Source organism: Streptomyces sp. GESEQ-4, from assembly GCF_017948455.1.
GTDB lineage: Bacteria > Actinomycetota > Actinomycetes > Streptomycetales > Streptomycetaceae > Streptomyces.
The window spans coordinates 16,678-41,017 of record NZ_JAFFSU010000011.1; the positions used below are offsets into that span (position 1 = coordinate 16,678).

At 70.7% G+C, this 24,340-nt stretch carries 19 protein-coding genes; 10 read left to right on the top strand and 9 right to left on the bottom strand.

Annotated features, from left to right (window positions below):
- Positions 1-38 precede the first annotated feature (38 nt).
- The 3 genes from KCH48_RS21690 to KCH48_RS21700 form a co-directional block, all read right to left on the bottom strand.
- A complete protein-coding gene (locus tag KCH48_RS21690) occupies positions 39-1,526 on the bottom strand; it encodes a DUF5719 family protein (RefSeq protein ID WP_210576336.1) in 1,488 nt (495 codons plus the stop codon).
- A complete protein-coding gene (locus tag KCH48_RS21695; protein ID WP_210576337.1) occupies positions 1,523-5,233 on the bottom strand; it encodes a glycosyltransferase in 3,711 nt (1,236 codons plus the stop codon). The genes KCH48_RS21690 and KCH48_RS21695 overlap by 4 nt, the downstream gene beginning before the upstream one ends.
- 181 nt (positions 5,234-5,414) lie before the next feature.
- A complete protein-coding gene (locus tag KCH48_RS21700) occupies positions 5,415-5,678 on the bottom strand; it encodes a WhiB family transcriptional regulator (protein ID WP_003975777.1) in 264 nt (87 codons plus the stop codon).
- Positions 5,679-6,357: 679 nt separating this feature from the next.
- Between KCH48_RS21700 and KCH48_RS21705 the strand changes: the two genes are divergently transcribed.
- The 4 genes from KCH48_RS21705 (at position 6,358) to KCH48_RS21720 (ending at position 10,329) form a co-directional block, all read left to right on the top strand.
- Positions 6,358-6,849, top strand: a complete 492-nt coding sequence (locus KCH48_RS21705; protein WP_210576338.1) for a cysteine dioxygenase family protein — start codon at positions 6,358-6,360, stop codon at positions 6,847-6,849.
- 42 nt (positions 6,850-6,891) lie between these two features.
- A complete protein-coding gene (cofD, locus tag KCH48_RS21710; protein ID WP_210576339.1) occupies positions 6,892-7,851 on the top strand; it encodes a 2-phospho-L-lactate transferase in 960 nt (319 codons plus the stop codon).
- The gene (locus KCH48_RS21715) at positions 7,848-9,158 is read left to right on the top strand and encodes a coenzyme F420-0:L-glutamate ligase (RefSeq protein WP_210576340.1); all 1,311 of its coding nucleotides are present in this window, start codon (positions 7,848-7,850) and stop codon (positions 9,156-9,158) included. Before cofD ends, KCH48_RS21715 begins: the two co-directional genes overlap by 4 nt.
- A 181-nt stretch (positions 9,159-9,339) precedes the next feature.
- On the top strand, positions 9,340-10,329 hold the full coding sequence (locus tag KCH48_RS21720) for a DNA-3-methyladenine glycosylase (RefSeq protein WP_210576341.1): 990 nt from the start codon (positions 9,340-9,342) through the stop codon (positions 10,327-10,329).
- A gap of 165 nt (positions 10,330-10,494) precedes the next feature.
- Here the strand turns inward: KCH48_RS21720 and KCH48_RS21725 are convergent, their stop codons facing one another.
- Complete coding sequence (locus tag KCH48_RS21725) at positions 10,495-11,238, bottom strand: DUF998 domain-containing protein (RefSeq protein ID WP_210576342.1); 744 nt, start codon at positions 11,236-11,238, stop codon at positions 10,495-10,497.
- A complete protein-coding gene (locus tag KCH48_RS21730) occupies positions 11,235-12,284 on the bottom strand; it encodes an aldo/keto reductase (RefSeq protein ID WP_210576343.1) in 1,050 nt (349 codons plus the stop codon). The genes KCH48_RS21725 and KCH48_RS21730 overlap by 4 nt, the downstream gene beginning before the upstream one ends.
- Positions 12,285-12,360: 76 nt before the next feature.
- Between KCH48_RS21730 and KCH48_RS21735 the strand changes: the two genes are divergently transcribed.
- Positions 12,361-12,903, top strand: a complete 543-nt coding sequence (locus KCH48_RS21735; protein WP_210576344.1) for a TetR/AcrR family transcriptional regulator — start codon at positions 12,361-12,363, stop codon at positions 12,901-12,903.
- A gap of 23 nt (positions 12,904-12,926) precedes the next feature.
- Here KCH48_RS21735 and KCH48_RS21740 read toward each other — a convergent pair whose 3' ends face one another.
- Positions 12,927-13,856 carry an SDR family NAD(P)-dependent oxidoreductase gene (locus KCH48_RS21740; RefSeq protein WP_210576345.1) on the bottom strand — a complete coding sequence of 310 codons (930 nt, stop codon included), beginning with the start codon at positions 13,854-13,856 and terminating at the stop codon, positions 12,927-12,929.
- A gap of 45 nt (positions 13,857-13,901) precedes the next feature.
- Positions 13,902-14,789, bottom strand: coding sequence for an SDR family NAD(P)-dependent oxidoreductase (locus KCH48_RS21745; protein ID WP_210576346.1), 888 nt, complete (start codon positions 14,787-14,789; stop codon positions 13,902-13,904).
- Between the two features lie 71 nt (positions 14,790-14,860).
- Between KCH48_RS21745 and KCH48_RS21750 the strand changes: the two genes are divergently transcribed.
- Positions 14,861-15,805, top strand: coding sequence for a LysR family transcriptional regulator (locus tag KCH48_RS21750; RefSeq protein ID WP_210576347.1), 945 nt, complete (start codon positions 14,861-14,863; stop codon positions 15,803-15,805).
- Between the two features lie 49 nt (positions 15,806-15,854).
- On the opposite strand, the gene KCH48_RS21755 is transcribed toward KCH48_RS21750, so the two are convergent.
- Both KCH48_RS21755 and KCH48_RS21760 read right to left on the bottom strand, forming a co-directional pair.
- Positions 15,855-16,937, bottom strand: coding sequence for an NDP-sugar synthase (locus KCH48_RS21755; protein ID WP_210576348.1), 1,083 nt, complete (start codon positions 16,935-16,937; stop codon positions 15,855-15,857).
- Positions 16,938-17,122: 185 nt separating this feature from the next.
- The gene (locus tag KCH48_RS21760; RefSeq protein WP_210576349.1) at positions 17,123-18,403 is read right to left on the bottom strand and encodes a peptidoglycan recognition protein; all 1,281 of its coding nucleotides are present in this window, start codon (positions 18,401-18,403) and stop codon (positions 17,123-17,125) included.
- Positions 18,404-18,541: 138 nt separating this feature from the next.
- Here KCH48_RS21760 and KCH48_RS21765 point away from each other — a divergent pair, with 138 nt between their 5' ends.
- The 4 genes from KCH48_RS21765 to KCH48_RS21780 all read left to right on the top strand — a co-directional run bounded on the left by KCH48_RS21765 (position 18,542) and on the right by KCH48_RS21780 (position 24,256).
- Complete coding sequence (locus KCH48_RS21765) at positions 18,542-19,297, top strand: TIGR03089 family protein (RefSeq protein ID WP_210576350.1); 756 nt, start codon at positions 18,542-18,544, stop codon at positions 19,295-19,297.
- Between the two features lie 139 nt (positions 19,298-19,436).
- Positions 19,437-20,678: an LCP family protein gene (locus KCH48_RS21770; protein ID WP_210576351.1), complete on the top strand. Its 1,242-nt coding sequence runs from the start codon at positions 19,437-19,439 to the stop codon at positions 20,676-20,678.
- A gap of 228 nt (positions 20,679-20,906) precedes the next feature.
- Positions 20,907-22,622, top strand: coding sequence for an LCP family protein (locus KCH48_RS21775; protein WP_210576352.1), 1,716 nt, complete (start codon positions 20,907-20,909; stop codon positions 22,620-22,622).
- A gap of 80 nt (positions 22,623-22,702) precedes the next feature.
- Positions 22,703-24,256: an LCP family protein gene (locus KCH48_RS21780; protein ID WP_210576353.1), complete on the top strand. Its 1,554-nt coding sequence runs from the start codon at positions 22,703-22,705 to the stop codon at positions 24,254-24,256.
- The last annotated feature ends 84 nt before the right edge of the window (positions 24,257-24,340 follow it).

Genomic DNA, 24,340 nt, shown 5'->3' on the forward strand with positions numbered 1-24,340 from the left:
GGAGCGAGGACCCGGGCCACTGCTGAGGACTCGGGCCCCTACTTCTGCAGCACCGCCAGGTCCTCGTCCGCCTCCGGCACCGACACCATGCCCCGGTCGTCGGGCAGGGTCTGGACTGTGAAGGCGGGCAGGCCGTTCGCCGTCCTCGCCAGGGTCCGGGACGCGTACACCGGCGCTCCTGACACCGTCTCCACGGTCAGGGCGTACGCCCCCTTCGCACCGGTCGGCACCGGCGCCTCGACGTTCTGTGTCGTGCCGGACTTGATCGTGTACGTCTTCGACACCGCCGTGCCCCCGTCACTGCCCGCGGACGCGGTGACCTTGACCTTCGCGGTGCCGGTGGGCGCGGTCAGGGCCAGCGTGGAGTCCTTCTCCGTGTTGTCGGCCACCGTCGCGCGCGTGCCGACCGGGCTCGTCGCCGGGATGAACGCCGTCTCCTGCTTGGCGCCCTTGCCCCGTACGACCCGCACGGCGGCCACGACCGGCACGGACTGATCGGTCGGCGTCAGAACCAGGGAGCCCGCCTCCCCGCGTGTGACGTCGCCCAGGTCGACCGCCGTGGTCATGCCCGCCTTCACGTGCAGCGTCTCGTTCCCGGCCGGTGTGATCGACCCGGACGGAGAAGCCAGCCGCACCTTGAGATCGGCGTCCGCGTCACCGGGCGTGAAGGCGATCAGCCGCACCTCGGTGGCGTCCTTCGGGATGCCGGGCAGGACCAGGCTGCTCGCCGGATCGGTGGTCGCGGACAGCCAGTCACCGCCGAGCTTCTCGTCCAGCGCCTGCACCGCCGCGCCCACCCGCCCGCTGCGTACGTTCACACGCACGGTCACATTGGTCTGCTTGTCCGCGGTGAGCGTCGACAGCAGCACCGGCTCACTGGAGTGCGGCTGAACCGTGATGCCCTCCCCCGCCGTCGACTCCAGCGCGCCGTCCTTGCCGTACAGCTCGAGGTCGACGACCGCGGCGGAGTCGTCGGGGTTCGTCAGATGCACATAGTCGGTACGGTCCGCCGCGGTGCTGGCTCCGGGGAACCAGAAGTCCGTGTCCGGCGCGGAACAGTTGACTCCCTGCAGCCCCCGTCCCGTGCCCGCGTCGACCTCCGTGGTCTGCTGCACGGTCCACCCGGGCGCGAACTTCCCCTCGGCCGTGCCCACCAGCGCGGGCGCGTCGGCGCCGGAGACCTCCCCGGTGACCGGCGTCCCGGGTTCCTTCGGCTCCAGCACGGGCTTGTCGGCCTTCTCGCCCTTCGCCTCGCCCCCGGCCTGCTCCTCCCCCGCGGCCTGCAGCTCGGCCGAACCGTCGCCGTCCGCGCCCTTCGTGACGGGCGTGAAGGACGAGTACGAGGTCTCGGCGAGATCCGATGTGCTCGGCGCCGGGCACAGCAGGCTCGTGCGCTCCACGGGCAGTTCGGCCGCCGCCTTCGCGGTGTCCGTGCCGGTCGCCTCCGGCGCGGTCAGCGCGGCGAATCCGGTGACGGCGGCAAGGGCGGTGGTGCCGGCGATCAAGGACAGGGTGGTGCGGTTCACTGCTGACTCCCGTCGGGGCGCTCACTGCCGTCCGGGTACGGCTGTGCCGGGTCGTACGTCGCGTCGTAGCCCTGGTGATAGGTCCCGTCCTGGCCCTGCTCGTACGCGGTCTGCTCGTACGCGCTCTGCTCGTACGCGCTCTGCTCGTACGCCTGCTGGTCGTAGGACCCCGGCTGGCCCGAACCGCCGTACGCGTAAGGGTCGTACTGCCCGCCCTGGTACGGGTCCGCCGGGTACTGCTGGCCGTACGCCCCGTCCTGGTACTGCTGCTGGGTGGCGCCCTGGTACTGCTCGCCGTCATAGCCGCCGTACTCGGCGCCCGCGTAGGTCGAGTCCCACTCGCCGTACGGCTGCTGCTGTGGAATCACTGCCGGGGGCTCCTGCGGCGGAGGCGGGAACTCCTCGGCATGGTCCGTCTCTTCGGCCTCCGCCTGGGCGCGCAGGCGGCGGGCGCGGCGGCCCTCGCCCGGTACGGCCTCGGCCGGGACGACCGCCACCTCCTCCGGGAGGTCGTCGTCGACGTCCCGGCGGCGGCCGGGCAGGGCCATGACGACGAGGACGACGGCGAGGGAGCCCTGGGCCCACAGCCAGGCGGTGTGGGTGAGCGGCGCGTCGAAGGTGACGTCCAGCTGCCCGCCGGAGGCGGGGAGTTCGAAGCCCTGGGCCCATCCGTCGACCGTCTTGCGCGTCAGCGGCTTGCCGTCCAGGGTGGCCGTCCAGCCCACGTCGGCGGTGTCGGCGAGCCGCAGGATCCTTCCCTCGGCGCCTGCCGGAATCGTGGTGTGGATCTCCACGGGCCCGGCGGCGACGGACTGCGCGCCCCCGGAGCCCGACTCGGCGACTATCGCCGCCCGCGAGACCTGCTGATCGACCCGCCACAGCGCCCCGCCGTCCTGCTGGCTCAGCCGCGACAGCCCGGGCGTGGCATCCAGCACGCGGGTCACCTCGCGCGGGGCGCCCTTGTGGACGAGGACGTAGCGCACGGCGAACTTGCCGAGCTGGTCGGACTGATCGGCGCCGGACCCGGCGACGAGGTTGGCGACGACCTTGTCGAGCGTCGCGTTCTCGCCGTCCGCCGCGGCCAGTTCGCCGTCACCCATCCGTGCCCCGGAACCGCGGACGAGCATGTAGCCGACGCGGGCCGCGGAGTCGCTGTCGAGGACGAGGGTGCGGGCCTGGTCGCGGGTGTTGCTCTCCTCGGCGACGAACGCGGGCACCTGCACCGGGTCGCGCCGCTCCAACGGTCCGTCGGCGCCGCTGATCATCCAGCCCGCGGCGACGAGCAGCGGGCCCGCGGCCGAGGCGAAGGCGATCAGGGCGGCCACCGGCTGACGCCAGCCGAAGCTCTGCTCGGCGACACGCGCGCGTGCCCCGTCGGCACCGAGCGCGGCGGCGGCGAGGAGGGCGATGCCGTAGACGAGAGTCGCGGGGCCGGCCCAGGTGGAGCTGTTGGACAGGACAGCGAAGACGAGGCCCACCAGAGCCACTGCCCAGGCCGTCCAGACTCCGAACTGACGGTGGGAGCGCAACAGGGCGGCCAGCGCGGCCAGCACGATGCCGATGAGCATCAGCCCGTTCACCGTGCCCGGCCCGCCGGGGCTGGCGCCGAGCAGGTCGGTGGCGGACGCGGCCGAGGCTCCGTACTCCAGACCGGCTTCCTCGAAGAAGCCGGACGGGAACAGGGTCAGCGACCAGGGCGCGAGCACCAGCAGGGGCGTGCCGAGCTGGGCCAGGAAGCGCAGGCCGTGGGCGGTGATGTCGGCGCGGCGCACAGCCAGCACGCCGATGCCGAGGATCAGCGCGATGGGCCACACGATCGGCGTGAACGCGGTGGTGACGGTCAACAGCAGGGCGTACGCCCAAGTGGCGCGCCAACTGCCGCGCGCCCCCGAGGCGTTCCCCAGGCCGCTGGCCGAGATGCCCGCGCGCGCGAGGAGCGGCAGCAGGATCGCGAGGACGGCCGTGCCGATGCGGCCGCCGGCGAGCGCGCCGGTGGCGGCGGGCAGGAAGGCGTAGACGACGGCCGCCCACGCGCGCAGCAGCCGCGACTCGACGAGCGGGCGGGAGGCGAAGTACGCGGCGAGACCGGCCAGCGGCACCGAGCAGACCAGCAGAACCGTGACCGCGAGCCCGGTGGAGCCGAACAGCGCGGAGGCCAGCAGGGCGACGAACGCGAGATACGGCGGTGCGGACGAGGTGCCGCCGGCGGCCACTCCATGCCAGGAGTCCAGGTACCGCGACCACAGCTCGCTCGCTTCGGCCGGGGCGGGCAGCAGCGCGCCGCCCGCGAGCGCGCCGCCGCCGAGCAGTTGGCGGCAGGCGATGAGCGAGACGAGCAGCAGCACCAGGAAGAGCATCGGGCCAGGGTTGCGGGCGATGCGCTTCAGGCGCGCGAACTGCTCTATCTCCAGGAAGTCCGCGTCGTCCCCGCCGGGCCCGGACTCGACCGCGCCCCCGTGCCGCCCGGCACCGGCGGCGGTCTCGGGGTCGGAGTCGCGGAAGAGGCTGCCCGCGGCCTGCTCTACGGTGGCCCGCACGGTCGCGCCGGGCGGCGGGAACAGCGCTCGCAGCTCGTCCTTCTCGATCTGCGGGCGGCCGCGCCTGCGCCGTCCGGCGATGATCCGCTCGGGCCGCAGCAGCACCGACAGCAGACCCCGGATCTCGTCGAGGGCCTGCCCGGGGACCTTGCCCACGAGGTAGGCGACGGTCCGCAGCAGGGTGCCGAGCACCAGCCGCACCAGGACCCAGGGCAGCACGGCCGTCCGCGTGTTGACCAGCAGCGTGTAGACGGCGCCGGCCTTGTCGACCTTGTGCGGGGAGGCCGACGTACGGCCCACACAGTCGACGGTGCGGCGCTCACGGGAGGCCGCCTCGGCGTGTCGTACGACCGCCTCGGGGGCGATGAGGACGCGGTGGCCGGCGGCCTGGGCACGCCAGCACAGGTCGACGTCGTCGCGCATCAGGGGCAGCCGGCGGTCGAACCCGCCGAGCTGCTCGAAGACATCGCGCCGCACGAGCATGCCGGCGGTGGACACGGACAGCACGGACCGGACGTGGTCGTGCTGGCCCTGGTCCTGTTCGCGGCGGTCCAGGCCGGTCCAGCGGCGGCCGGAGTTGGCGATGGTGACGCCGACCTCGAGCAGCTGGCGGCGGTCGTACCAACCGCGGAGCTTGGGGCCCACGACGGCGATGTCGTCGCGGCCGAGTTCGTGCTCGCTCTCCACGACGCGCAGCAGCTGGGCCAGGGCGTCCGGCTCCGGGGCGCAGTCGTCGTGGAGCAGCCACAGCCATTGCACCGGCTCCCCGTAAGGGAGTTCGGGCAGGTCGTACGCGTCATCGCGCCAGGTACGGGTGACGGGGTCCCAGCCGCTCGGGCGCTTCAGATAGGGCAGCTCGTCCGGGGTGAGGAGTGGGGCGGTGCGGCCCGCCTCCTCGACGGCCTGGCCGAAGCCGGTGCGACGGGCGAGGTGCAGCACACGGTCGGCGCCGAGGGCGTCGGTGAGCAGTTGGGCGGATTGGTCCGCGCTGCCGGTGTCGGCCGCCATGGCGTACTGAACGGGGCGCTCCTGGCCGAGCAGCCCGGCGAGCGCGTCGGGCAGCCAGCGGGCGCCGTCATGGGAGACGAGCACCGCTGTCACTACATGACGCGGAAACTCAGGCGCGGCAGCGGCGTCTTGGTGGGCTGCCGTATGACTGTGCACGGACATCGAGGTACGGGCCCCGGTTCGATGGACTGCGGTGGACACCTGTGCCCACAGGGGGCAGCGGGACGTCTCGGACGAGCGACCACACTATCGGCTGGGCATGACGTCGGCCCGCCGCCTGTGGATAACCCACCTGCAACGGGCCGTTCGTCACATATGTACGAAAGGGATGCCTATCGTCCGGTCAGACGGCGGCCTTCTTCAGCCGACGTCGTTCACGCTCGGACAGCCCCCCCCAGATGCCGAACCGCTCGTCGTTGGCGAGGGCGTACTCGAGGCACTCGGAGCGGACCTCGCAGGCGAGACAGACCTTCTTGGCCTCGCGGGTGGAGCCGCCCTTCTCGGGGAAGAAGGACTCGGGGTCGGTCTGGGCGCACAGCGCGCGCTCCTGCCAGCCGAGTTCCTCGTCCGCGTCGTCGACCAGCAGTTGCTGCACCAGCTCGGTCATGTGCGCCCCTCGTCAGTCTTTCGCGTCCCCGTGATGTAGCCGTTACCGATTTCGGCTGAACGACACGAGTGAAATTACAAGTGTGCTGCTCCGGGCGAGTCAAGCCGAGATCTGCTATTGAGCCCCTTATTCACTCTGCGGAACCAAGGCCTAGCGGAAAGTGTTCAAATCGTCCTAAACCTTGACAAGCAGATGAGGCCCCGGAGGGCCTCCACCCCCGCGCAGAGCCTGTACGGAGAAGGACGCCCGGAACATCGATCCCGTTCCGACACACACTCGAATCGATCCGGATCACAGTCCGATCACGGGATCGCATCGAGGTTTGTGCGCCCGGTTGTGCGCCATGTGTCCCGGCCGCCCCATGCACAAACCTTTCGTCACGGGGATGAACCGGATGAGGTGAAACCCGTCCCAGATACCGGGCGCCGAGTTGACAGTGCGAGGTGTCAACCGCTGTCCTTGTGGGCATGCTCGCGCACTTGGCACTCACCTCGACCCGCACCACCGGGTCCCTCGGTGCTGCCCGCGCCCGCTGTCGCTGTTGTCGCTGTTCCTGCTGTTGAGCCGCACGCGCTCCGGCTGCCACTGAGTCCATCGGACCGGCTTCCACACCTTCATCTCCTTCTTCTTGCTTCTCTTGCTTCTCTTGCTTCTCTTGCGACGAGGAACCACCCCACCCATGAACAGCGACAGCGACCTCCAGATCGCCGGCGACATCCTTGAAGTCCCGCACCTGCTGCGGGCGCCGAGTGAGCACCCGGCCACCGTCGCCGACTTCGTCGGCCTGGCCCGCTCCATCGCCGCCGACCGCTCCCAGTGGCAGCACCTGGTCCAGTACGACGCCACGTCCCGTTGGTACCACCGGCTGCGCACCGGCCCCGGATACGAGGTGTGGCTGCTGTCCTGGGTGCCCGGCCAGGGCAGCGGGCGGCACGACCACGGCCTGTCTTCCGGAGTGCTGACCGTCCTCGACGGCACGCTGACCGAGCACACGGAACGCGGCACGCGCGCGTTGCAGGCGGGTACGCAGAGGGTGTTCGCGCCGGGGTACGTCCACGAGGTGGTCAACGACGCGCTGGAGCCCGCGGTCAGCCTGCACGTCTATTTCCCGGGCCTCACCGACATGCCGATGCACAGCGCCCAGTGCACAGCGGCCGCTCCGGTCTCGTAACCGCCTGCCCGGTTGTCGTACCCGCCTGCAACACTGATTCCCATGCGCATTGTGGTTCTGGCAGGCGGCATCGGCGGTGCCCGGTTCCTGCGCGGTCTGATGCAGGCCGTGCCGGACGCGGACATCACGGTCATCGGCAACACCGGGGACGACATCCACCTCTTCGGCCTGAAGGTCTGCCCGGACCTCGACACGGTGATGTACACGCTCGGCGGCGGCATCAACGAGAAGCAGGGCTGGGGCCGGGCCGACGAGACCTTCCATCTCAAGGAGGAGCTCGCGGCGTACGGCGTCGGGCCCGAGTGGTTCGGGCTCGGTGACCGGGACTTCGCCACGCACATCGTGCGGACGCAGATGCTCGGCGCCGGGTATCCGCTGAGCGCGGTGACCGAGGCGCTGTGCGACCGCTGGAAGCCGGGAGTCCGGCTGATCCCGATGACCGACGACCGCGTGGAGACGCATGTGGCCGTAGAGGTCGACGGCGAGCGCAAGGCCATCCACTTCCAGGAGTACTGGGTACGGCTGCGGGCGTCGGTGCCGGCCGAGGCGGTCGTGCCGGTGGGCGCGGAGCAGTCGAAGCCGGCGCCGGGGGTCCTGGAGGCGATCGCCGAGGCGGACGTCATCCTCTTCCCGCCGTCCAACCCGGTCGTGTCGGTCGGCACGATCCTCGCCGTGCCCGGCATCCGCGAGGCCATCGCCGACGCCGGGGTGCCGGTCGTGGGCCTGTCCCCCATCGTCGGGGACGCGCCCGTGCGGGGCATGGCCGACAAGGTGCTCGCGGCGGTCGGCGTCGAGTCGACGGCCGCGGCGGTCGCCGAGCACTACGGCTCGGGGCTGCTGGACGGCTGGCTGGTCGACACCGTCGACGCGGCGTCCGTCGAGCGCGTCGAGGCGGCGGGCATCCGCTGCCGGGCCGTACCGCTGATGATGACCGACCTCGACGCGGCCACGCAGATGGCCCGGGAGGCACTGGCCATGGCGGCGGAGGTTCAAGCGGCATGAGCACGGCACCTGACGACGGCTACCGGGTCTGGGCCGTTCCCGGCCTTCCCGAGGTGGCCGCGGGCGACGATCTCGCCAAGCTGATCGCCGCCGCCGAACCCGGGCTGGCCGACGGGGACGTCCTGCTCGTCACCTCGAAGATCGTGTCCAAGGCGGAGGGACGGGTGGTGGCGGCGGACGACCGCGAGGCCGCCATCGACGCCGAGACCGTACGGATCGTGGCGCGGCGCGGCCCCTTGCGGATCGTCGAGAACCGGCAGGGGCTCGTGATGGCCGCCGCCGGGGTCGACGCCTCCAACACCCCTTCCGGGACAGTGCTGTTGCTGCCCGAGGACCCGGACGCGTCCGCGCGCGCGATCCGCGACGGGCTGCGGGACGCCCTCGGCGTCACCGTCGGAGTCGTCGTCACCGACACCTTCGGGCGGCCCTGGCGTACGGGGCTCACGGACGTCGCCATCGGTGCGGCCGGGGTGCGTGTGCTGGACGATCTGCGTGGGGGAACGGACGCGCACGGCAATCCGCTCAGCGCGACCGTCGTGGCGACGGCGGACGAACTGGCCGCCGCCGGAGACCTGGTCAAGGGCAAGGCCGCCGGGCTGCCCGTCGCCGTCCTGCGCGGGCTGGCGCACGTGGTGGCCGCGGACGACGGGGAGGGGGCGCGGGCCATGGTGCGCGGCGCGCGCGACGACATGTTCCGGCTGGGCACGTCCGAGGCGGTGCGGGAGGCGGTGACTCAGCGGCGTACGGTACGGGCCTTCACGGACGAGCCGGTGGACGCCGGGGCGGTGCGGCGGGCGGTCGCCGCGGCGGTGACCGCGCCGGCGCCGCATCACACCACGCCCTGGCGGTTCGTACTGCTGGAGTCGGCGGAGTCCCGGACCGGGTTGCTGGATGCCATGCGGGACGCGTGGATCGCCGACCTGCGGCGGGACGGGAAGAGCGAGGAGTCCATCGCCAAGCGGGTGCGGCGGGGGGACGTGCTGCGGAACGCGCCGTACCTCGTGGTGCCGTGCCTGGTGATGGACGGGTCGCACACGTACGGGGACGTACGGCGGGACGGCGCCGAGCGGGAGATGTTCGTGGTCGCGGCCGGGGCCGGCGTGCAGAACTTCCTGGTCGCGCTGGCCGGGGAGCGGCTGGGGTCGGCGTGGGTGTCGTCGACGATGTTCTGCCGGGATGTCGTGCGGGAGGTGCTCGGGCTGCCGGAGCACTGGGATCCGATGGGCGCGGTGGCGGTCGGTCATCCGGCGGAGGAGCCGCGGGCTCGGGGGGAGCGGGATGCGGGGGCGTTCATCGAGGTTCGGTGACGTGACGCTCCGCTGAGGCCGGGTGCCTACGGATCGGGGGGGTGGAGATTCGCGGGCGACTGCGGCGTCGTCGTGGCTGGTCGCGCAGTTCCCCGCGCCCCTTGGGGCGTTGTCCGCACGTCGTTGGCTATGTACCGCCTAGTCTCGTAGAGCTTTCTCCCTCACCTCTAGGACCTCATTCGTGGCAGGACGTTTCGCTCCCCGACCTACTCGTACGACCGTACGGGATGGGCATGTCGGCGTGCCGCGGCAGGCTGTGGCGCCGGGGCGGGTGCGGACGTATGTGCCGGAGGGGCCGGTCGATCTTGGGCTGGTGCTCGGTCCGTTGCGGCGGGGGGCGGGGGATCCGACGTTTCGGGTGGCGGCGGACGGGTCCGTGTGGCGGGCCAGTCTTACGCCCCTGGGGCCGGGGACGTTGCGGGTCGCGGTGCGGGGCGGTGAGGTGTGCGGTCAGGCGTGGGGGCCGGGGGCCGAGTGGCTGCTGGAGCGGTTGCCCGAGTTGGTCGGGGGTGCCGACGATCCGTCCGTCTTCGAGCCGCGGCATCGGCTGGTGGCGGTGGCTCGGCATCGGCGGCCAGGGTTGCGGCTGACGCGGACCGGGCTGGTGCTGGAGTCGTTGATTCCGTCGATTCTGGAGCAGAAGGTCACGACCGGGGAGGCGTATCGGGCGTGGCGGATTCTGGTGCGGAAGTACGGGGAGCCGGCGCCGGGGCCGGTCGGGGGGCGGATGTGGGTGATGCCGGCGGCGCGGACGTGGGCGTTGATTCCGTCGTGGGAGTGGCATCGGGCCGGGGTCGACAACAAGCGGGCGTCGACGGTTCTTCGGGCCGTGCGGGTGGCTGCGCGGCTGGAGGAGGCGGTGGGGATGTCGGCGGAGGCTGCGCAGGCTCGGTTGGAGGTCGTGCCGGGGGTGGGGCCGTGGACGTCGGCGGAGACCGTGCAGCGCAGTCATGGGGCGGCGGATGCGGTGACGGTGGGGGATCTGCATCTGCCGGGGATCGTGGGGTGGGCGCTGGCGGGGGACCGGGATGCGGATGACTCCGTGATGCTGGAGTTGTTGGAGCCGTATGCGGGGCAGCGGCATCGGGCGGCTCGGTTGATTCTGTTGAGCGGGCGGACGCCGGCGCGGAGGGCTCCGCGGATGCCGAAGACTGACATCGGGCGGTTGTGACGCGCCCTGCGTCGAGGTGACCGCCGTGCCGTTTCCGCCCCCGCCGCCCCTACCAGTCCCATCCCTGGGGGCTGCCGCCCCCAGACCCCCGCTTCGGCCTGAACGGCCTCGTCCTCAAACGCCGGACGGGCTGGATGCTGCCGACCGGCGCCGAAAAGTTGAGCGTTACTGGTCCGAAGAGAAGCGCACCCGCGCCCGCAGGTGTGCTTTGAGCGGTGTCGGCGGGCGCGTCGTATGACGTCGCTGGGCCGTGGCCAGGCTGCTTCCGAGGAGGGCGTGGCTGATCATGATCGGGTAGATCACGGCGCGCTCGAACATGCCGATGTTCCACATCCAGCCGGTGAACACGTCGGCCATGAAGAGGGGGAACGCGATCAGTCCGACGGTGCCGAGGGTGATGCTCGCGATCGACCGGCTCCTGCCGAGGCCGATGCGGGCTCCGCCGGTTCCGACGACGATCGCCATGAGGTTGCCGGCGAGCATGACTCCCTGCGCGCCGAGGGTGTGGAAGGCGATCAGGCCGTTGTCGACGTTGGCGTTGGAGCCCTGGAAGATGCCGACGAGCGAGACCCCGACGCCGGCGAGGACGGCGAGGCTCACGATGAGGATCGGGCGGGTGCCCTTGCGCGGGTCGAACACGAGGAACGCACCGACGATCAGAAGGATGCCGTAGATCACCCAACCGGTGTCCATGACGGCGCCGAGGGGGGAGTTGGCGACCTGTCCGAACGCGGTCTGTGGTGGGCCGGTCAGGCCGAGGTGGCTGACCCAGTTGTGGAAGGGCGAGTACGGCGGGTCCTGCCATGCGGCGGCGGTGATGAACTCGGCGAGCCAGGAGACGAGCGGGCCGAGCAGGATGAGGAGGGCTCCGGCGCGGGCAGCCGCGCCGGAGCGGACGATGGGGTTCATGCGAGAGCCATGCCGGGGACGCGCTTGCGGATGGCTTCCATCTCGGCCTCGTCCGAGACGCCCTGCCAGTCGTGCCGCGGCGTGTACGGGGCCTCCAGGGCGCGCACCTCGTCGTCGGTGAGGTCGATGTCGAGGGAGGCCACGGCCTCGTCGATCTGCTGGATCGAACCGGCGCCGACCAGCGGCGCGGTGACGACCGGCTGGCGGCGCAGCCAGGCGAGCGCGACCTGTGCGCGGCTGACGCCGTGAGCATGGGCCACCTGACCGACCGCGGCGATGATCGCGTGGTTGGACGCCTCCTGCTCGGGCGAGTAGAGCAGGTCCGCGTACGCTCCGTCCGTCTCGGAGCGCGCCGTCGAGCGGGCGTCGTCCCATGGGCGGGCGAGGCGGCCGCGGGCCAGCGGCGACCAGATGATCGTGCCGACGCCCTCGTCCAGGCACAGCGGGATCATCTCGCGCTCCTCCTCACGGGCGAGGAGGTTGTAGTGGTCCTGCATCGACACGAACCGCGCCCAGCCGTATCGCTTCTGCAGGTGCAGAGCCTTGGCGAACTCCCACGCGTGCATGGACGAGGCGCCGAGGTAGCGGACCTTGCCTGCCTTCACGAGGTCGCTCAGTGCCTCGAGTGTCTCCTCCCACGGGGTGGAGTGGTCGTTGCGGTGGATCTGGTAGAGGTCGATGTAGTCCGTACCGAGGCGGCGCAGGGAGTGGTCGACCTCGGTCATGATCGCCTTGCGCGACAGTCCCCGTCCGTTCGGCCCCAGCCGCATCGGATGGCGCAGCTTGGTGGCGATCACCACGGCGTCGCGGTCGGCGAAGTCCTTGAGCGCGCGGCCGAGGATCTCCTCGCTGGACCCGTTGGAGTACATGTTCGCGGTGTCGAAGAAGTTGATCCCCACCTCCAGCGCGTGCTTGATCAGCGGGCGTGCCTCCTCCTCGCCCTTCGACCAGACGGGGTGCCCGCGGTCGGGCTCGCCGTAGGTCATCGCACCGATCGCCATCGGTGACACGTCCATGCCAGAAATGCCGAGCTTGATGTACTGCATGATGCCCCTCTAAACTAAGTGGAGAGCTCTCCGAATAACGTAGTGGAGAGTTCTCCACTTAGCAAGGTGAGGTCCCGTGGTCCGCTCTGACGCCCGTGAGAACAGGGCTCGCATCCTCGCGGCCGCCCGCGAGGCGTTCGCCGAGGACGGCGGCGCGTCGATGAACCAGGTCGCCCAGCGCGCCGGTGTCGGCGCGGGCACCCTGTACCGCAATTTCCCCACCCGTGAGGCGCTGGCCCTGGCCGTCTACCAGGACGAGGTGGCGCGCATCCTCGGGGCCGTGCCTGACCTGCTGGCCCAGCTGCCCCCACTCGAAGCGCTCCGCCACTGGACGACCGACCTCGTCGAAGCGATGCGCAGGAAACACGGCCTCGGCGACGCGCTCAGCCCGAGCGCGCACCAGGCGATCAGCGAGCAGAGCTACGGGCCGGTTGTCGCCGCGATCACGGAGTTCCTCGACGCCGGCAAGAGGGACGGAAGCATCCGCATGGACGCCGACCCCGGCGACTTCCTCCAGCTCACCGGCGCCCTCTGGCGTGCCGCGTCCGCACCCGAAGACCGGGCTCCCCGCATGCTCGCGCTCATCCTCGACGGACTCCGCACCCAGCCGCAGCGCTGAGGCAGCGTGCCGGGACTCTGCTCTCAGCGGGCGTGGGCGAGCAGTTCCTGCGACAGGGTCCACAGACGTCGGGCGTTGTCCGGGTCGACGGCGTACCGGGCGACGCCATGCAGGGTGCCGGAGCGGCGCTCAACGACCTCGGTCTCGTTGCAGTCGACGAAGTAGCGGCCACCGACGCCTTCGAGGAGAGGCGATGTGGCGAGGAGGACGGAGGTCGCCGCGCCCTGTTCGACGGTTTTGATCAGGTGGGCGGGGACCCTTCCGCTGCCACGGCCACCGGTGTGCCGTTGCAGGTTGGTGTAAATGGCGCCGGGCATGAGGGCATTGGCGGTGATGTGGTCCGCGGCCCAACGGCGGGTGGCCTCGACCACGAAGAGGACATTGGCGGTCTTCGACTGGCCGTAGGCGAGCCACGGGTCGTAGGGGCGGAAGGCGAAGTTGATGTCGTCCCAGACGACGGGTGACCGCTGATGGCCGGTGGAACTCACCATGACGACGCGCGCGTTGCCGTCGGCGGCCAGCGCGTCGTGCAGTCCGGTGGTGAGGGCGAAGTGGCCCAGGTGGTTGGTGGCGAACTGCCACTCCCATCCCTGTTCGGTGTACTGCTCGGGGCAGGCCATGACGCCCGCGTTGTTCACCAGGACGTGCAGCGGGCCCCGCCATGAGGCGGTGAAAGCGGTGACGGACGCGGAATCGGCCAGGTCGAGGTGTGCGACATGCACCTCGTGATTGCCGGTCGACGCGGTGATGTCCTTGGCGACGTGTTCGCCCGCCGCCCTGTCCCGGACAGCGAGGGTGACTGCCGCTCCCGTGGCGGCCAGGGCCCGGGCCGTCTCGGCCCCGATGCCGGAGGACGCGCCGGTGACCACCGCACGACGGCCGGTGAGATCGACGCCTTGCGCCACCTCGGCAGCCGTGCTGGAGAAACCGAAGGGGGTGGTGATGGAACCCATGAGTGAACTCCCGGCGGTGTGCTGTGAGGCGTGTGCGACGGCGTGTCAGGGGGTGAGCATCCGGTCCTGTTCCACCGGGGGTGTGCCGCCGTACCAGTCCAGGGCTTTGCCGAAGCGGACGAGTTCGCCGTAGAGGGCGGGGTCGACGTGGTCGGCGAAGACCAGGTCGAGCAGGGCTTCGGCGGCCCGAGCCGGTGACTGCGCATGGCCGTAGTCGCTGAACCAGGGGCGCGAGGTGGCGGTGTCGACCATGCCGGGACACACGGCCGCGATCAGCGTGCCGTCGGCGAGATCGTTCTCGCGGCGTTCGGCGGCGACGGCACGGACGGCGGCGACCTGAGCCACCTTCGAGGGCACGTTCAACCAGAGGGGCCAGCCGGCCTCCCGCGCGGTCCGGTCGTGGATGGCGGCACGCCACGACTCGACGGCGTACTCGACCTGGTTCAGGCTCGCGCCGTCGAACAGGTGGTGCAGCCGGGCGTCGAGGTGGCCGAGGGTGCCCAGGCTGCTGGCCACGACGAGCAGCCGGCCGCCCGGGCGAAGGACCGGGGTGAAGGAGCGCAGGATCGCGTGCGTGGCGGTGTTGGAGACGTCGATGAACTCGTCGGCCCGCTCGGCCTGTGACTCTTCGGGCAGCAGGCGGGCGATCGCGTTGGAGATGACGATGTCGACACCGCCGAACCGGACTCTCAGGTCCTCGGCGAGGCGGACGATGGCGTCGGCGCCGGAGACGTCCAGGACCCGCCCCTCCACGCGGGCCCGCGTGCCCGGCAGCTCGGTGACCTCGCGGGCGGCGTCCCGTACGCGCTGGTGGTTGCGGCCCGTGAGGAGGACCAGGTCGTCGGGGTTCATCCGGGCGGCCAGTCCTTCGACGAGAGCGCGGCCGAGTCCCTGATTGGCGCCCGTGACGAGGGCGATACGCGAAGCGTTCATGCACGCCACGCTAGGAATGCGACTTCCATGAGTCCAACGACGTTCTGACACATCTGGTATGCGTAAACGTCATGGACTTCACGGACGTGTCGCTCACCGCCCTTCGGGTCTTCCGCGCCGTGACCGAGCAGGGAACCTTCACTGCGGCCGCCGCCTCGCTGGGCTACACCCAGTCGGCGGTATCCCGCCAGATCGCCGCGATCGAACGGGCGGCAGGTACCGAGCTGCTGGAACGTCGGCGCGAGGGAGTACGACTCACCGCGGCCGGCCGCCTCGTCATGCGCCACGCGACGACCGTGCTCGACGAAATCGACGCCACCGCCCGCGAGCTGTCCGGCCTGCCCGGACAAGCCGCGACGGTCCGCCTGGGATGGTTCCCCAGCGCCGGAGCCGTCCTGCTCCCCCGAGCCCTGACCGCGCTCCGCCGCACGGACCCCGCCCTGCACGTCGTCGGCCGGGAGGGCAGCACCCCCGCGTTGATCCGCGCCCTGCGGGCCGGCAGCCTCGACCTGGCCCTGCTCGCGTCCGCACCGCCGTTCCGGCCGCCGGACACCCAGACGCCCCCGCTCGCCCTGCAGACCCTCACCGAACGGGCCCTTCGCCTCGCGGTGCCCGCCGCCCACCCGCTGGCCCGCGGCGACTTCGTCGACGTGGCCGACCTGCGCGGACAGCGCTGGATCGCAGGCTCCACCTCCGGCGAGGACCGGTTGATGGGCGTATGGCCGGGCCTGGACGAGCGGCCCGACATCGCCCACACCGCACGTGACTGGCTGGCCAAGCTCCACCTCGTCGCGGCCGGCTTCGGACTGACCACCGTGCCCGCCGTCCTCGCCCCGGCCGCACCACCGGGCGTACGCGTCCTCCCCGTCCGCGGCGGACCCCAAGAACAGCGCCGGCTGCTCCTGGCCCGTCTCCCCCACCCGCCCACAGAGTCCGTCACCCGCGTGGCAGCCGCCCTCCGCGCAGCAGCCCTCGACGCCGACACACCCGCGCCCTCCTCCTCATCGGCGCCGTGACGACAGGCCACTGTCCAGCGATGCCGATTCGGACGGCAAACACGCGGCTTTACTGGTCCGAGGAGAAGCGCACCGCGCCCGCCGGGATTCTCGCGTCGCACCAGATCCGGGCGCCCTCGGTCAGTTCGTTGTCGGGGCCGATGATGGCGCCGTCGCCGATGACCGTGCCGGTGAGGATGGAGCGTTCGCCTATGCGGGCGCGGGTGCCGATGAGGGAGTCGGTGATGACGGCGCCGGGTTCGATGACGGCGCCGGGGAGGATGGTCGTGCCGGAGACTCGGGCGCCTTCGGCGACGTACGCGCCCTCTCCGACCACCGTGCCGCCGGTCAGTTTCGCGTCCGGGGCGACCCTCGCCGTCGGCAGGATCAGGCGGTCGCCGCAGCGGCCGGGGACCGCGGGGGACGGGGCGCGGCCCAGGACCAGGTCCGCCGAGCCTCGTACGAACGCCGCGGGTGTGCCCAGGTCCAGCCAGTAGGTCGAATCCACCATGCCTTGCAGGTGGGCGCCGGCCGAGAGCAGGTCGGGGAATGTCTCCCGCTCCACTGATACCGGGCGGCCCTGCGGGATCGTGTCGATCAGTGAGCGGCGGAAGACGTATGCCCCCGCGTTGATCTGGTCGGTGACTATCTCCTCCGGCGTTTGGGGCTTCTCCAGGAACGCCAGGACCCGGCCCGTGTCGTCCGTGGGGACCAGGCCGTACGCCCGCGGGTCCGTCACCTTCGTGAGGTGCAGGGAGACGTCCGCGCCCGTCGTGCCGTGGGTCTCCACCAGCGCCTCGATGTCCAGGCCCGTCAGGATGTCGCCGTTGAAGACCAGGACCGGGTCGTCGGGGGCGGAGTGCAGGCGGCTCGCCACGTTGCGGATCGCGCCGCCCGTGCCGAGCGGTTCCTCCTCGGTGACGTACTCCAGATGAAGGCCGAGGGACGAGCCGTCACCGAAGTGCGGCTCGAAGACCTCGGCCAGGTAGGACGTCGCCAGCACTATGTGGTCGACGCCCGCCGCTCTCGCTCTCGCCAGCTGGTGCGTGAGGAACGGCACGCCGGCCGCGCGGACCATGGGCTTGGGCGTGTGCACGGTGAGCGGACGCAGCCGGGTGCCCTTGCCGCCGACCAGGAGGATCGCTTCTGTCACCTGTCGTCTCTGCTTCCTGCCGGGACCGGCCGATCTGTCGTTCGGCGGGCCAGTTTATGCAGACCTGTCCGGCACGCCGTCGACGGCCGTGCGGCGTTCCGTCCCCTGTTCACAGACGTTTCATCCCTGCGCTTTGGTTCAGCCGTCCGGCGAAGCCCTGTGGTTCAGCTGCCCGGCCTCGCGGTTCACCGGCCCTGGTAGCGGGCCGCCGTGGCGCGGGCCGAGCCGAGCTTGCGGTAGAGCTGCCGTCCCGGGCATGCCGTGTCGAAGCCGTCCCGGTGGCCGGAGATCACATTCAGTCGAACCTTCTTTCCCTTCCGGTAGAGATTCCCACCGCCGGACTTCAGATATGTCTTGCCGCGCGGATTCACGCCGTGCATGCCGAGCTTCCAGGCCGCGAGCCGGGAGATCGCCTTCACCGCGTTCCCGGACGGCTTCTTGGACTCGAAGGTGCCGAGGACGGCGATCCCCATGCTGTTGGCGTTGAACCCGAGAGTGTGCGCGCCGAGCACCGGCTTCGTCACGCCCCCGGCCCGGCCCTCGTAGATGTTTCCGCACCTGTCGACGAGGAAGTTGTAGCCGACATCGCGCCAGCCCATGCTCTTGACGTGGTAGCGGTAGATACCGCGAATGACGGAGGGGGACTGCTTGCACCAGTACTTGTTGCCGGTCCCGGTGTGGTGCACGAAGGCCACCTTCACCTTCTTCGTGTAGCGGACCTTCTTCTCCCGCAGCTTCTCGTTCGCGCCCCAGCCGCGGCGCGTGACGATGCGCGGACGTGGGCCGATGTAGGGCTTCGCCCGTTGCCGGTCCGTCAGTTGCCGGTCCGTCAGTTGCTGGTCGGCGTGGCGGTCGGTCTCCCGTACACCACCGTCCTCACCTCCTGGAGCCACTCCCGGATCCACCAGTTCCAGGCGCATGCCCGGAGGCAGCGCCCCGCCCGGACCGTCAGCCCCGTCACCTCCCGTCGCCTGCGGCTCCGCGCTGACCCGTACCTCCACTCCGTCGGAGTCCCCCACCCACAGCGGTGCCGTGGCCCCGTGGACGCGGCCCGAGGCGGCCTCGTCGGTGTCCGGGTCGGGGGCGTGCTCGTGGTTGTGCGTCTCGACGTCCTGCCAGCCGGACCAGGTACCGGTGGCGGCGTCCCGGGTACGGACCTGGACGCGGCCGTGGAGTTCGGTGTCCGGGTTGTCCCAGACGACACCGACGAGGGAGAAGCGCCGTACGTCCCGGCGGGGCAGGCCCTGTTCGGCGGTGGGGCCGGCGGTGCGGTCGCCGTCGAGGGGGACGAGGGGCAGGGACTGGGTGCTGCCGGGCACGCCCGGCTCGGTGGCCCGGGCGACGGTCGTGGCCGCCTCCGCGCCGGGTGCCGGTCTCGCTGCCGCCGCGACTGCGGGCGGGGTCAGCGGGAGGGCGAGGGCGGCGGCGCAGGTGACGCCGATCGAGGAAGCAATGAGTCCACGCATGCTCCTGATGTTGGACATATGCATTCATATTTGTCCATTGGGGAATTGACGGACCGTTGGACGCTCTGGGCCGAACCGGTGGTGGCGGCCTGAACGGGCGTTGGCTGGGCACCCGCGTGCGCCATTACGCTTGCGCGGGTGAACGCCACCGATCGCACCCCTGCCGACCTGCTGCGTTCCGCGCTCGCCGCGGATCCCGGACGCCCCCTGGTCACCTTCTACGACGACGCCACCGGGGAACGCGTCGAATTGTCCGTGGCCACCTTCGCCAATTGGGTGGCCAAGACCGCGAATCTGCTGCAGGGCGAGTTGTCCGTGGAGCCCGGGGACCGGGTCGCCCTGCTGCTGCCCGCGCACTGGCAGACGGCGGTGTGGCTGCTGGCGTGTTCGTCGGTGGGCGCGCTCGCGGACGCCGGCGGCGATCCGGCCCTGGCCGACGTGGTCGTCAGCGGGCCGGACACGCTGGACGCGGCGCGGGCGTGTTCCGGAACGCGGGTCGCGCTGGCGCTGCGGCCGCTCGGCGGTCGCTTCCCGCAGCCGCCGGAGGGGTTCGTCGACTACGCCGTCGAGGTGCCGGGGCAGGGCGACCGGTTCGTGCCGTTCGCGCCGGTCGATCCGGAGGAGCCCGCGTTGATCGTGGCCGGGCGGGAGTTCAGCGGGGCCGAGGTCGTCGAGCGGGCCCGGGACGAGGCGACGGGGCTGGGACTGACGGGGCCGACGTCGCGGATCCTGTCCGGGCTGCCGTACGACACCTGGGAGGGGCTCAACGCCGGGCTGTACGGGCCGCTGGCCACCGGCGGCTCCGTGGTGCTCTGCCGCCACCTGGGCGAGCTGAGCGAGGAAGCGCTGGCCAAGCGGATCGAGAGCGAGCGGGTCACGGCAACGGCGAGGTAGCGAGCCGCCACCGCAACCGCTCACCCCAGCCCCCTGCCCCCTGTCCCCCATTCGGCCCAGCATCACCCACCCCCCAGCCCCCATCCGGGTCATGGTCGTAACAGCAGCCGCACGACACGTTCGTACGCGTTCGTACGCCATGAGGGGTGGAACTGACGTGAGCGACACCGCAGTGGGGGCGTCGCCGACCGGGAGTGGGCTGATACGGCGGCGCCGACGGCGCTGGATTCGCGGCACCGCCCTCGGGCTCGGGGTGTTGACGCTGGCCGCCGGCGGGGGCGTATGGGCCGTCTATGTGAAGCTCGACGCGAACATCACGCCGGATCAGGCGGCCGCGGCCGAGCTCGCGCGGTACGAGAAAGAGCGGCCCACCGCCCTGGTGAAGGGCGCGATGAACCTGCTGCTCATCGGGTCCGACACCCGGGCCGGGGGAGGGAACCGGCGGTACGGGCAGGACTCCGGGACCGAGCGGTCCGACACCACGATCCTGCTGCATCTGTCCGCCGGGCGGCGCAGCGCCACCGCCGTCTCGCTCCCCCGCGATCTGATGGTCGACGTGCCCGCCTGTCTGCGGCGGGACGGCAGCCGGACCGAGCCGATGTTCGCGATGTTCAACTACGCCTTCCAGGCCGGTGGTTCGGCCTGCACCATCCGAACCGTCGAGAAACTCACGGGTATTCGGATCAACCACCACATGGTCGTCGACTTCAACGGGTTCAAGGAAATGGTCGACGCCGTCGACGGCGTGGAGATCTGCCTCAAGGAACCCATCCGCGACAAGGACGCCAAACTGCGGCTGCCCGCCGGCCGGGTGACGCTCGACGGCGAGCAGGCCCTCGGATACGTCCGCGTCCGCAAGTCCCTCGGCGACGGCAGCGACACCGACCGCATGAACCGCCAACAGCGCTTTCTCGGCGCGCTGGTGAGCAAGGTGCGCAGCAATGACGTCCTGCTGAATCCGGTGAAGCTGTATCCCGTGCTGGACGCCGCCACCTCGTCGCTCACCACCGACCCGGGACTGGCCAGTCTGCGTGGTTTGTACGATCTCGCGCGCGGAGTACGCGACATCCCCACCGAACGTGTGCAATTCCTGACCGTTCCGCGGGAGTCGTATGTCTACAACGCCAATCGCGACCAGTTGGTGGAGCCCGAAGCGGAGAAACTGTTCGAGCGGCTGCGGACGGACGCGCCGGTGGCGGTCGCCGCGGAACTTCCGCGGGATTCCACCGCAAAAGGCCGCGACAACACGGACGACGATTACTCCTTGTACGGGCCGGACGACGGAAAGTCCGCCGCACGGCGGCCCGATGAGCCCGTCGCGGCCGATTCGCCCGCGCCCACGTTCAGCGGGACGACCGCCGACGAGGACACCTGTGAATAAAGCGAACGCAAAGCAGACCAACAGCTTTCAAAGAAATGGGCGGATTGCCCAGTTGTAGGGGCGTGGCATGGGTCACCGGCGTCGCTCCGCGCCGATCCGTGCGGTTAGGGTGAGCGCTTCGGTGCGCTCGACCTGGGGTTTGCAGTCCCGGGCGGCGCACTGCTTGTACGAGACCCGAGCGCCGATGGGGGAGAAGGCGCCGCGCCCCGACGGAGGATTCGGACAACCGTGGACGCGCAAGGACGAGGGCGGCGGGACGACATCGATCCCGCGGACCAGTGGGTACTCAATCCGAACACCGGCGAATACGAACTGCGACTGACTCCTTCCGCACCGCAGTCGACGGTCCCCCGTCCCCGCCGACCTGCCTCCGGCGCGGGAGCAGGCCAGCCCCGAAGCCGTACGACGACCCCCGCTGTTCCGCCGCAGCGCAGGCGCCGTGGGGCGCCGCCCGAGGAGCCGCTGCCCGGTCGGCGCGGGCGGCGGCCGGCGAAGCAGAAGAAGGCGAAGAAGGTCCTGCTGTGGACCGGCGGCACCATGGCGTTCGTGGTGCTGGCCGCCGCGGGTGCCGGATATCTCTACATCGAGCACCTCAACGACAACATCACCTCCGTCTCCGACGACGGCGCGAGCACCGGCGGCTTCAGCAAGGACAAGGCGATCAACATCCTGCTGATCGGCACCGACAAGCGCACCGGGGCGGGCAACGAGAGCTACGGCGACTCCGGCAGCGTCGGACACGCCGACACCACGATCCTGCTGCACGTCTCCAAGGACCGGACGAACGCGACCGCGCTGAGCATCCCGCGCGACCTGATCGTCGACGTCCCGGACTGCCCGACGACGCAGGAGGACGGCAGCACGAAGACGATCCCGGCCACCGACGGCGTCCGCTTCAACACCAGCCTCGGCCAGGACGGCCGTACGCCCAGCTGCACCGCTCGAACCGTCACCGAGCTGACCGGGATAAAGCCCGACAACTTCATGGTCGCCGACTTCAACGCGGTGAAGACGCTGACCTCCGCGGTCGGCGGCGTCGAGGTGTGTCTGGCCAAGGACATCGACGACCCGGACTCGAAGCTGCAGTTGTCGAAGGGCACACACACGATCGAGGGCGAGGAGGCGCTCGCCTTCGTCCGCACCCGGCACTCGGTGGGCTTCGGCGGTGACCTGAGCCGGATCGGGCTGCAGCAGCAGTTCCTGAGCTCGCTGATGCGCAAGCTGAAGTCCAACGACACGCTCACCAACCCGTCGAAGATGATCAAGCTGGCGGAGGCGGGCACCAAGGCGCTGACCGTCGACTCCCAGCTGAACAGCATCGGCAAGCTGAAGGACCTCGGTCTGGAGCTGGGCAAGCTCAACACCAAGAACCTGACCTTCACCACGGTGCCGGTGATCGACAACCCGGCCGAGAAGGTGAAGGCGACCGTCGTCGTCAACGACACGACGGCGCCCGAGGTCTTCGACATGATCAAGAACGATGTGTCGTTCACAGAGGTCAAGGCGCAGAAGAAGAAGGAAGCCGCCGCCGTGGCCGCCCGGCTGAAGGGCACCAAGGCCGACGCCTCCGAGGTGCGGGTGCGGATCCTCAACGGCGGCGCCGCCGCAGGCAGCGCGCAGGCGCAGCTGGCCTACCTGCAGAACGAGGCGGGCGTACTGAAGTCGGAGAACGCCGGAAACGCCGACGCCGAACTGGCGAAGACGACGCTCGAGTACTCCCCCGACCAGGCCGACCAGGCCCGCAGGCTCGCCGACATCATGGGACTGTCCGGTTCCGCGCTGAAGCCGGGCGAGAGCGTGGAGAACGCCCAGGGCCTGCCCACGATGACCCTCACCCTCGGCAAGGACTTCGAGGGAGCCGGGGTGAAACTCAACTCCTCCTCGGGGTCGACGCCGGAGGGCGTGCAGAAATCCACGGCCGACAAGGTCGAATGCGCCAAATGAGGTGACCTGACGGGCCTGCTTCACGTCTCACAGGACGCAAAGCAGGCCCGTTTCACTGGCGCGAGGGTGGGAGACAGCGGATGACGCTCAGCGTTGAGGAGAAGGAGGAGGCGCCACTCGGGCACCGTCGGCGGCCCAAGCGGGGGCGCCGGGTGCTGAGATGGTCCGCGACGACGCTGTCGTTTCTGATACTCGGGACGGCCGGCGCCGGATACCTCTACTACCAGCACCTGAACGACAACATCGTGAAGGGCGAGCGCGCCAGCGGCGACTCCAAGGTCGGCAAGTCCGCGCCGAACGCCGCCGGGCAGACCCCGCTGAACATCCTGATGATCGGCTCCGACAGCCGTAACTCCGACGAGAACGTGGCGCTGGGCGGCAGCCGGGACAACCGCGGCAACCCGCCGCTCGGCGATGTGCAGATGCTCATCCACCTGTCCGCGGACCGCAAGAGCGCGGCCGTCGTGAGCATCCCCCGGGACACCCGGGTCGACATCCCCGAGTGCGAGGACCCCGACACCGGCAAGACGTTTCCGCCCACCAACACGATCATCAACGAGTCGCTGGCCCGCGGCGGAGCCGGCTGCACGCTGGCCGCCTGGCAGAACCTCACCGGGGTCTACATCGACCACTGGATGACCATCGACTTCGCGGGCGTGGTGAGCATGGCGGACGCCATCGGCGGCGTCGAGGTGTGCGTGAAGCAGAACGTGTGGGACCGTCCGCTGCCGAATATGCCCGGCGGCTCCGGTCTGAAGCTGACGGCCGGCCGCAAGAAGGTCGAGGGCGAGCAGGCGCTCCAGTGGCTGCGCACCCGGCACGCCTGGGGCAGCGACCCGCTGCGGGCGCGGGCCCAGCACATGTACCTGAACTCGATGCTCCGCACCCTCAAGCAGCAGAACGTCTTCAGCGACACCGGCCGGCTGATGGACCTGGCCGAGGCGGCCACGAAGTCCCTGACGGTCTCCCAGGAGATCGGCACCGTCAAGCAGCTCTACGACCTGGGCACCCAGCTCAGGACGGTGCCCACCGACCGCATCACCATGACGACCCTGCCCACGGTCCCGGACAGCCAGAACAGCGACCACCTGGTGCCGGACGGCGCCGCCGCCGAGAAGATCTGGTCGATGCTCCGCGACGACGTGCCCTTCGACGACAAGGGCGCCAAGACGCAGGAGAGGAAGCCGGCGAGCGAGGAGCCGACCGCCCCCGCCGTGGACAGGGCCGCGGTCGGCGTCCTGGTGCGGAACGCCACGCGGTCCGCCACCGCCGCCCCGGTCTCCGGTCGCGCCGGCGCGGTCGCCCAGGCCCTGGTGTCCAAGGGCTTCACCAAGGCCACGGCGGACACCTCGGCGACGCTCTCCGAGGACCGTACGGTCGTGCGCTACCCGAGCGCCGAGTTGCGGGGCGACGCCCAGGCTGTCGCCAAGTCACTGGGAATTCCCCTGAGTTCGGTGAAGAAGTCGACCGACGTCTCCGGTGTCACGCTCGATGTCGGCGGCGACTGGCACACGGGCACCGCGTATCCGAAGCAGTCCGCGCCCAAGGCCGGGGATCTGCCGGGCAACTCCGATGAAATCAACGGCTCGGACACCAAGCAGTGCATGGACGTGTACGCGCCCTACCGCTGGTGATTCGAACGCTGCGCGCTCTTCGTACGTACTGAAGGCTCAGGGGGACTCGCACACCAGGACAGGGAACTCGCTTTCAGGGAAATG

Bases quoted from the DNA above. Each gene is read 5' to 3' on its own strand.
- KCH48_RS21695 (WP_210576337.1), bottom strand. From the start codon at position 5,233: ATGTCCGTGCACAGTCATACGGCAGCCCACCAAGACGCCGCTGCCGCG.
- KCH48_RS21700 (WP_003975777.1), bottom strand. From the start codon at position 5,678: ATGACCGAGCTGGTGCAGCAACTGCTGGTCGACGACGCGGACGAGGAA.
- KCH48_RS21705 (WP_210576338.1), top strand. From the start codon at position 6,358: ATGAACAGCGACAGCGACCTCCAGATCGCCGGCGACATCCTTGAAGTC.
- cofD (WP_210576339.1), top strand. From the start codon at position 6,892: ATGCGCATTGTGGTTCTGGCAGGCGGCATCGGCGGTGCCCGGTTCCTG.
- KCH48_RS21715 (WP_210576340.1), top strand. From the start codon at position 7,848: ATGAGCACGGCACCTGACGACGGCTACCGGGTCTGGGCCGTTCCCGGC.
- KCH48_RS21725 (WP_210576342.1), bottom strand. From the start codon at position 11,238: ATGAACCCCATCGTCCGCTCCGGCGCGGCTGCCCGCGCCGGAGCCCTC.
- KCH48_RS21730 (WP_210576343.1), bottom strand. From the start codon at position 12,284: ATGCAGTACATCAAGCTCGGCATTTCTGGCATGGACGTGTCACCGATG.
- KCH48_RS21740 (WP_210576345.1), bottom strand. From the start codon at position 13,856: ATGGGTTCCATCACCACCCCCTTCGGTTTCTCCAGCACGGCTGCCGAG.
- KCH48_RS21745 (WP_210576346.1), bottom strand. From the start codon at position 14,789: ATGAACGCTTCGCGTATCGCCCTCGTCACGGGCGCCAATCAGGGACTC.
- KCH48_RS21750 (WP_210576347.1), top strand. From the start codon at position 14,861: ATGGACTTCACGGACGTGTCGCTCACCGCCCTTCGGGTCTTCCGCGCC.
- KCH48_RS21760 (WP_210576349.1), bottom strand. From the start codon at position 18,403: ATGCGTGGACTCATTGCTTCCTCGATCGGCGTCACCTGCGCCGCCGCC.
- KCH48_RS21770 (WP_210576351.1), top strand. From the start codon at position 19,437: ATGAGGGGTGGAACTGACGTGAGCGACACCGCAGTGGGGGCGTCGCCG.
- KCH48_RS21780 (WP_210576353.1), top strand. From the start codon at position 22,703: ATGACGCTCAGCGTTGAGGAGAAGGAGGAGGCGCCACTCGGGCACCGT.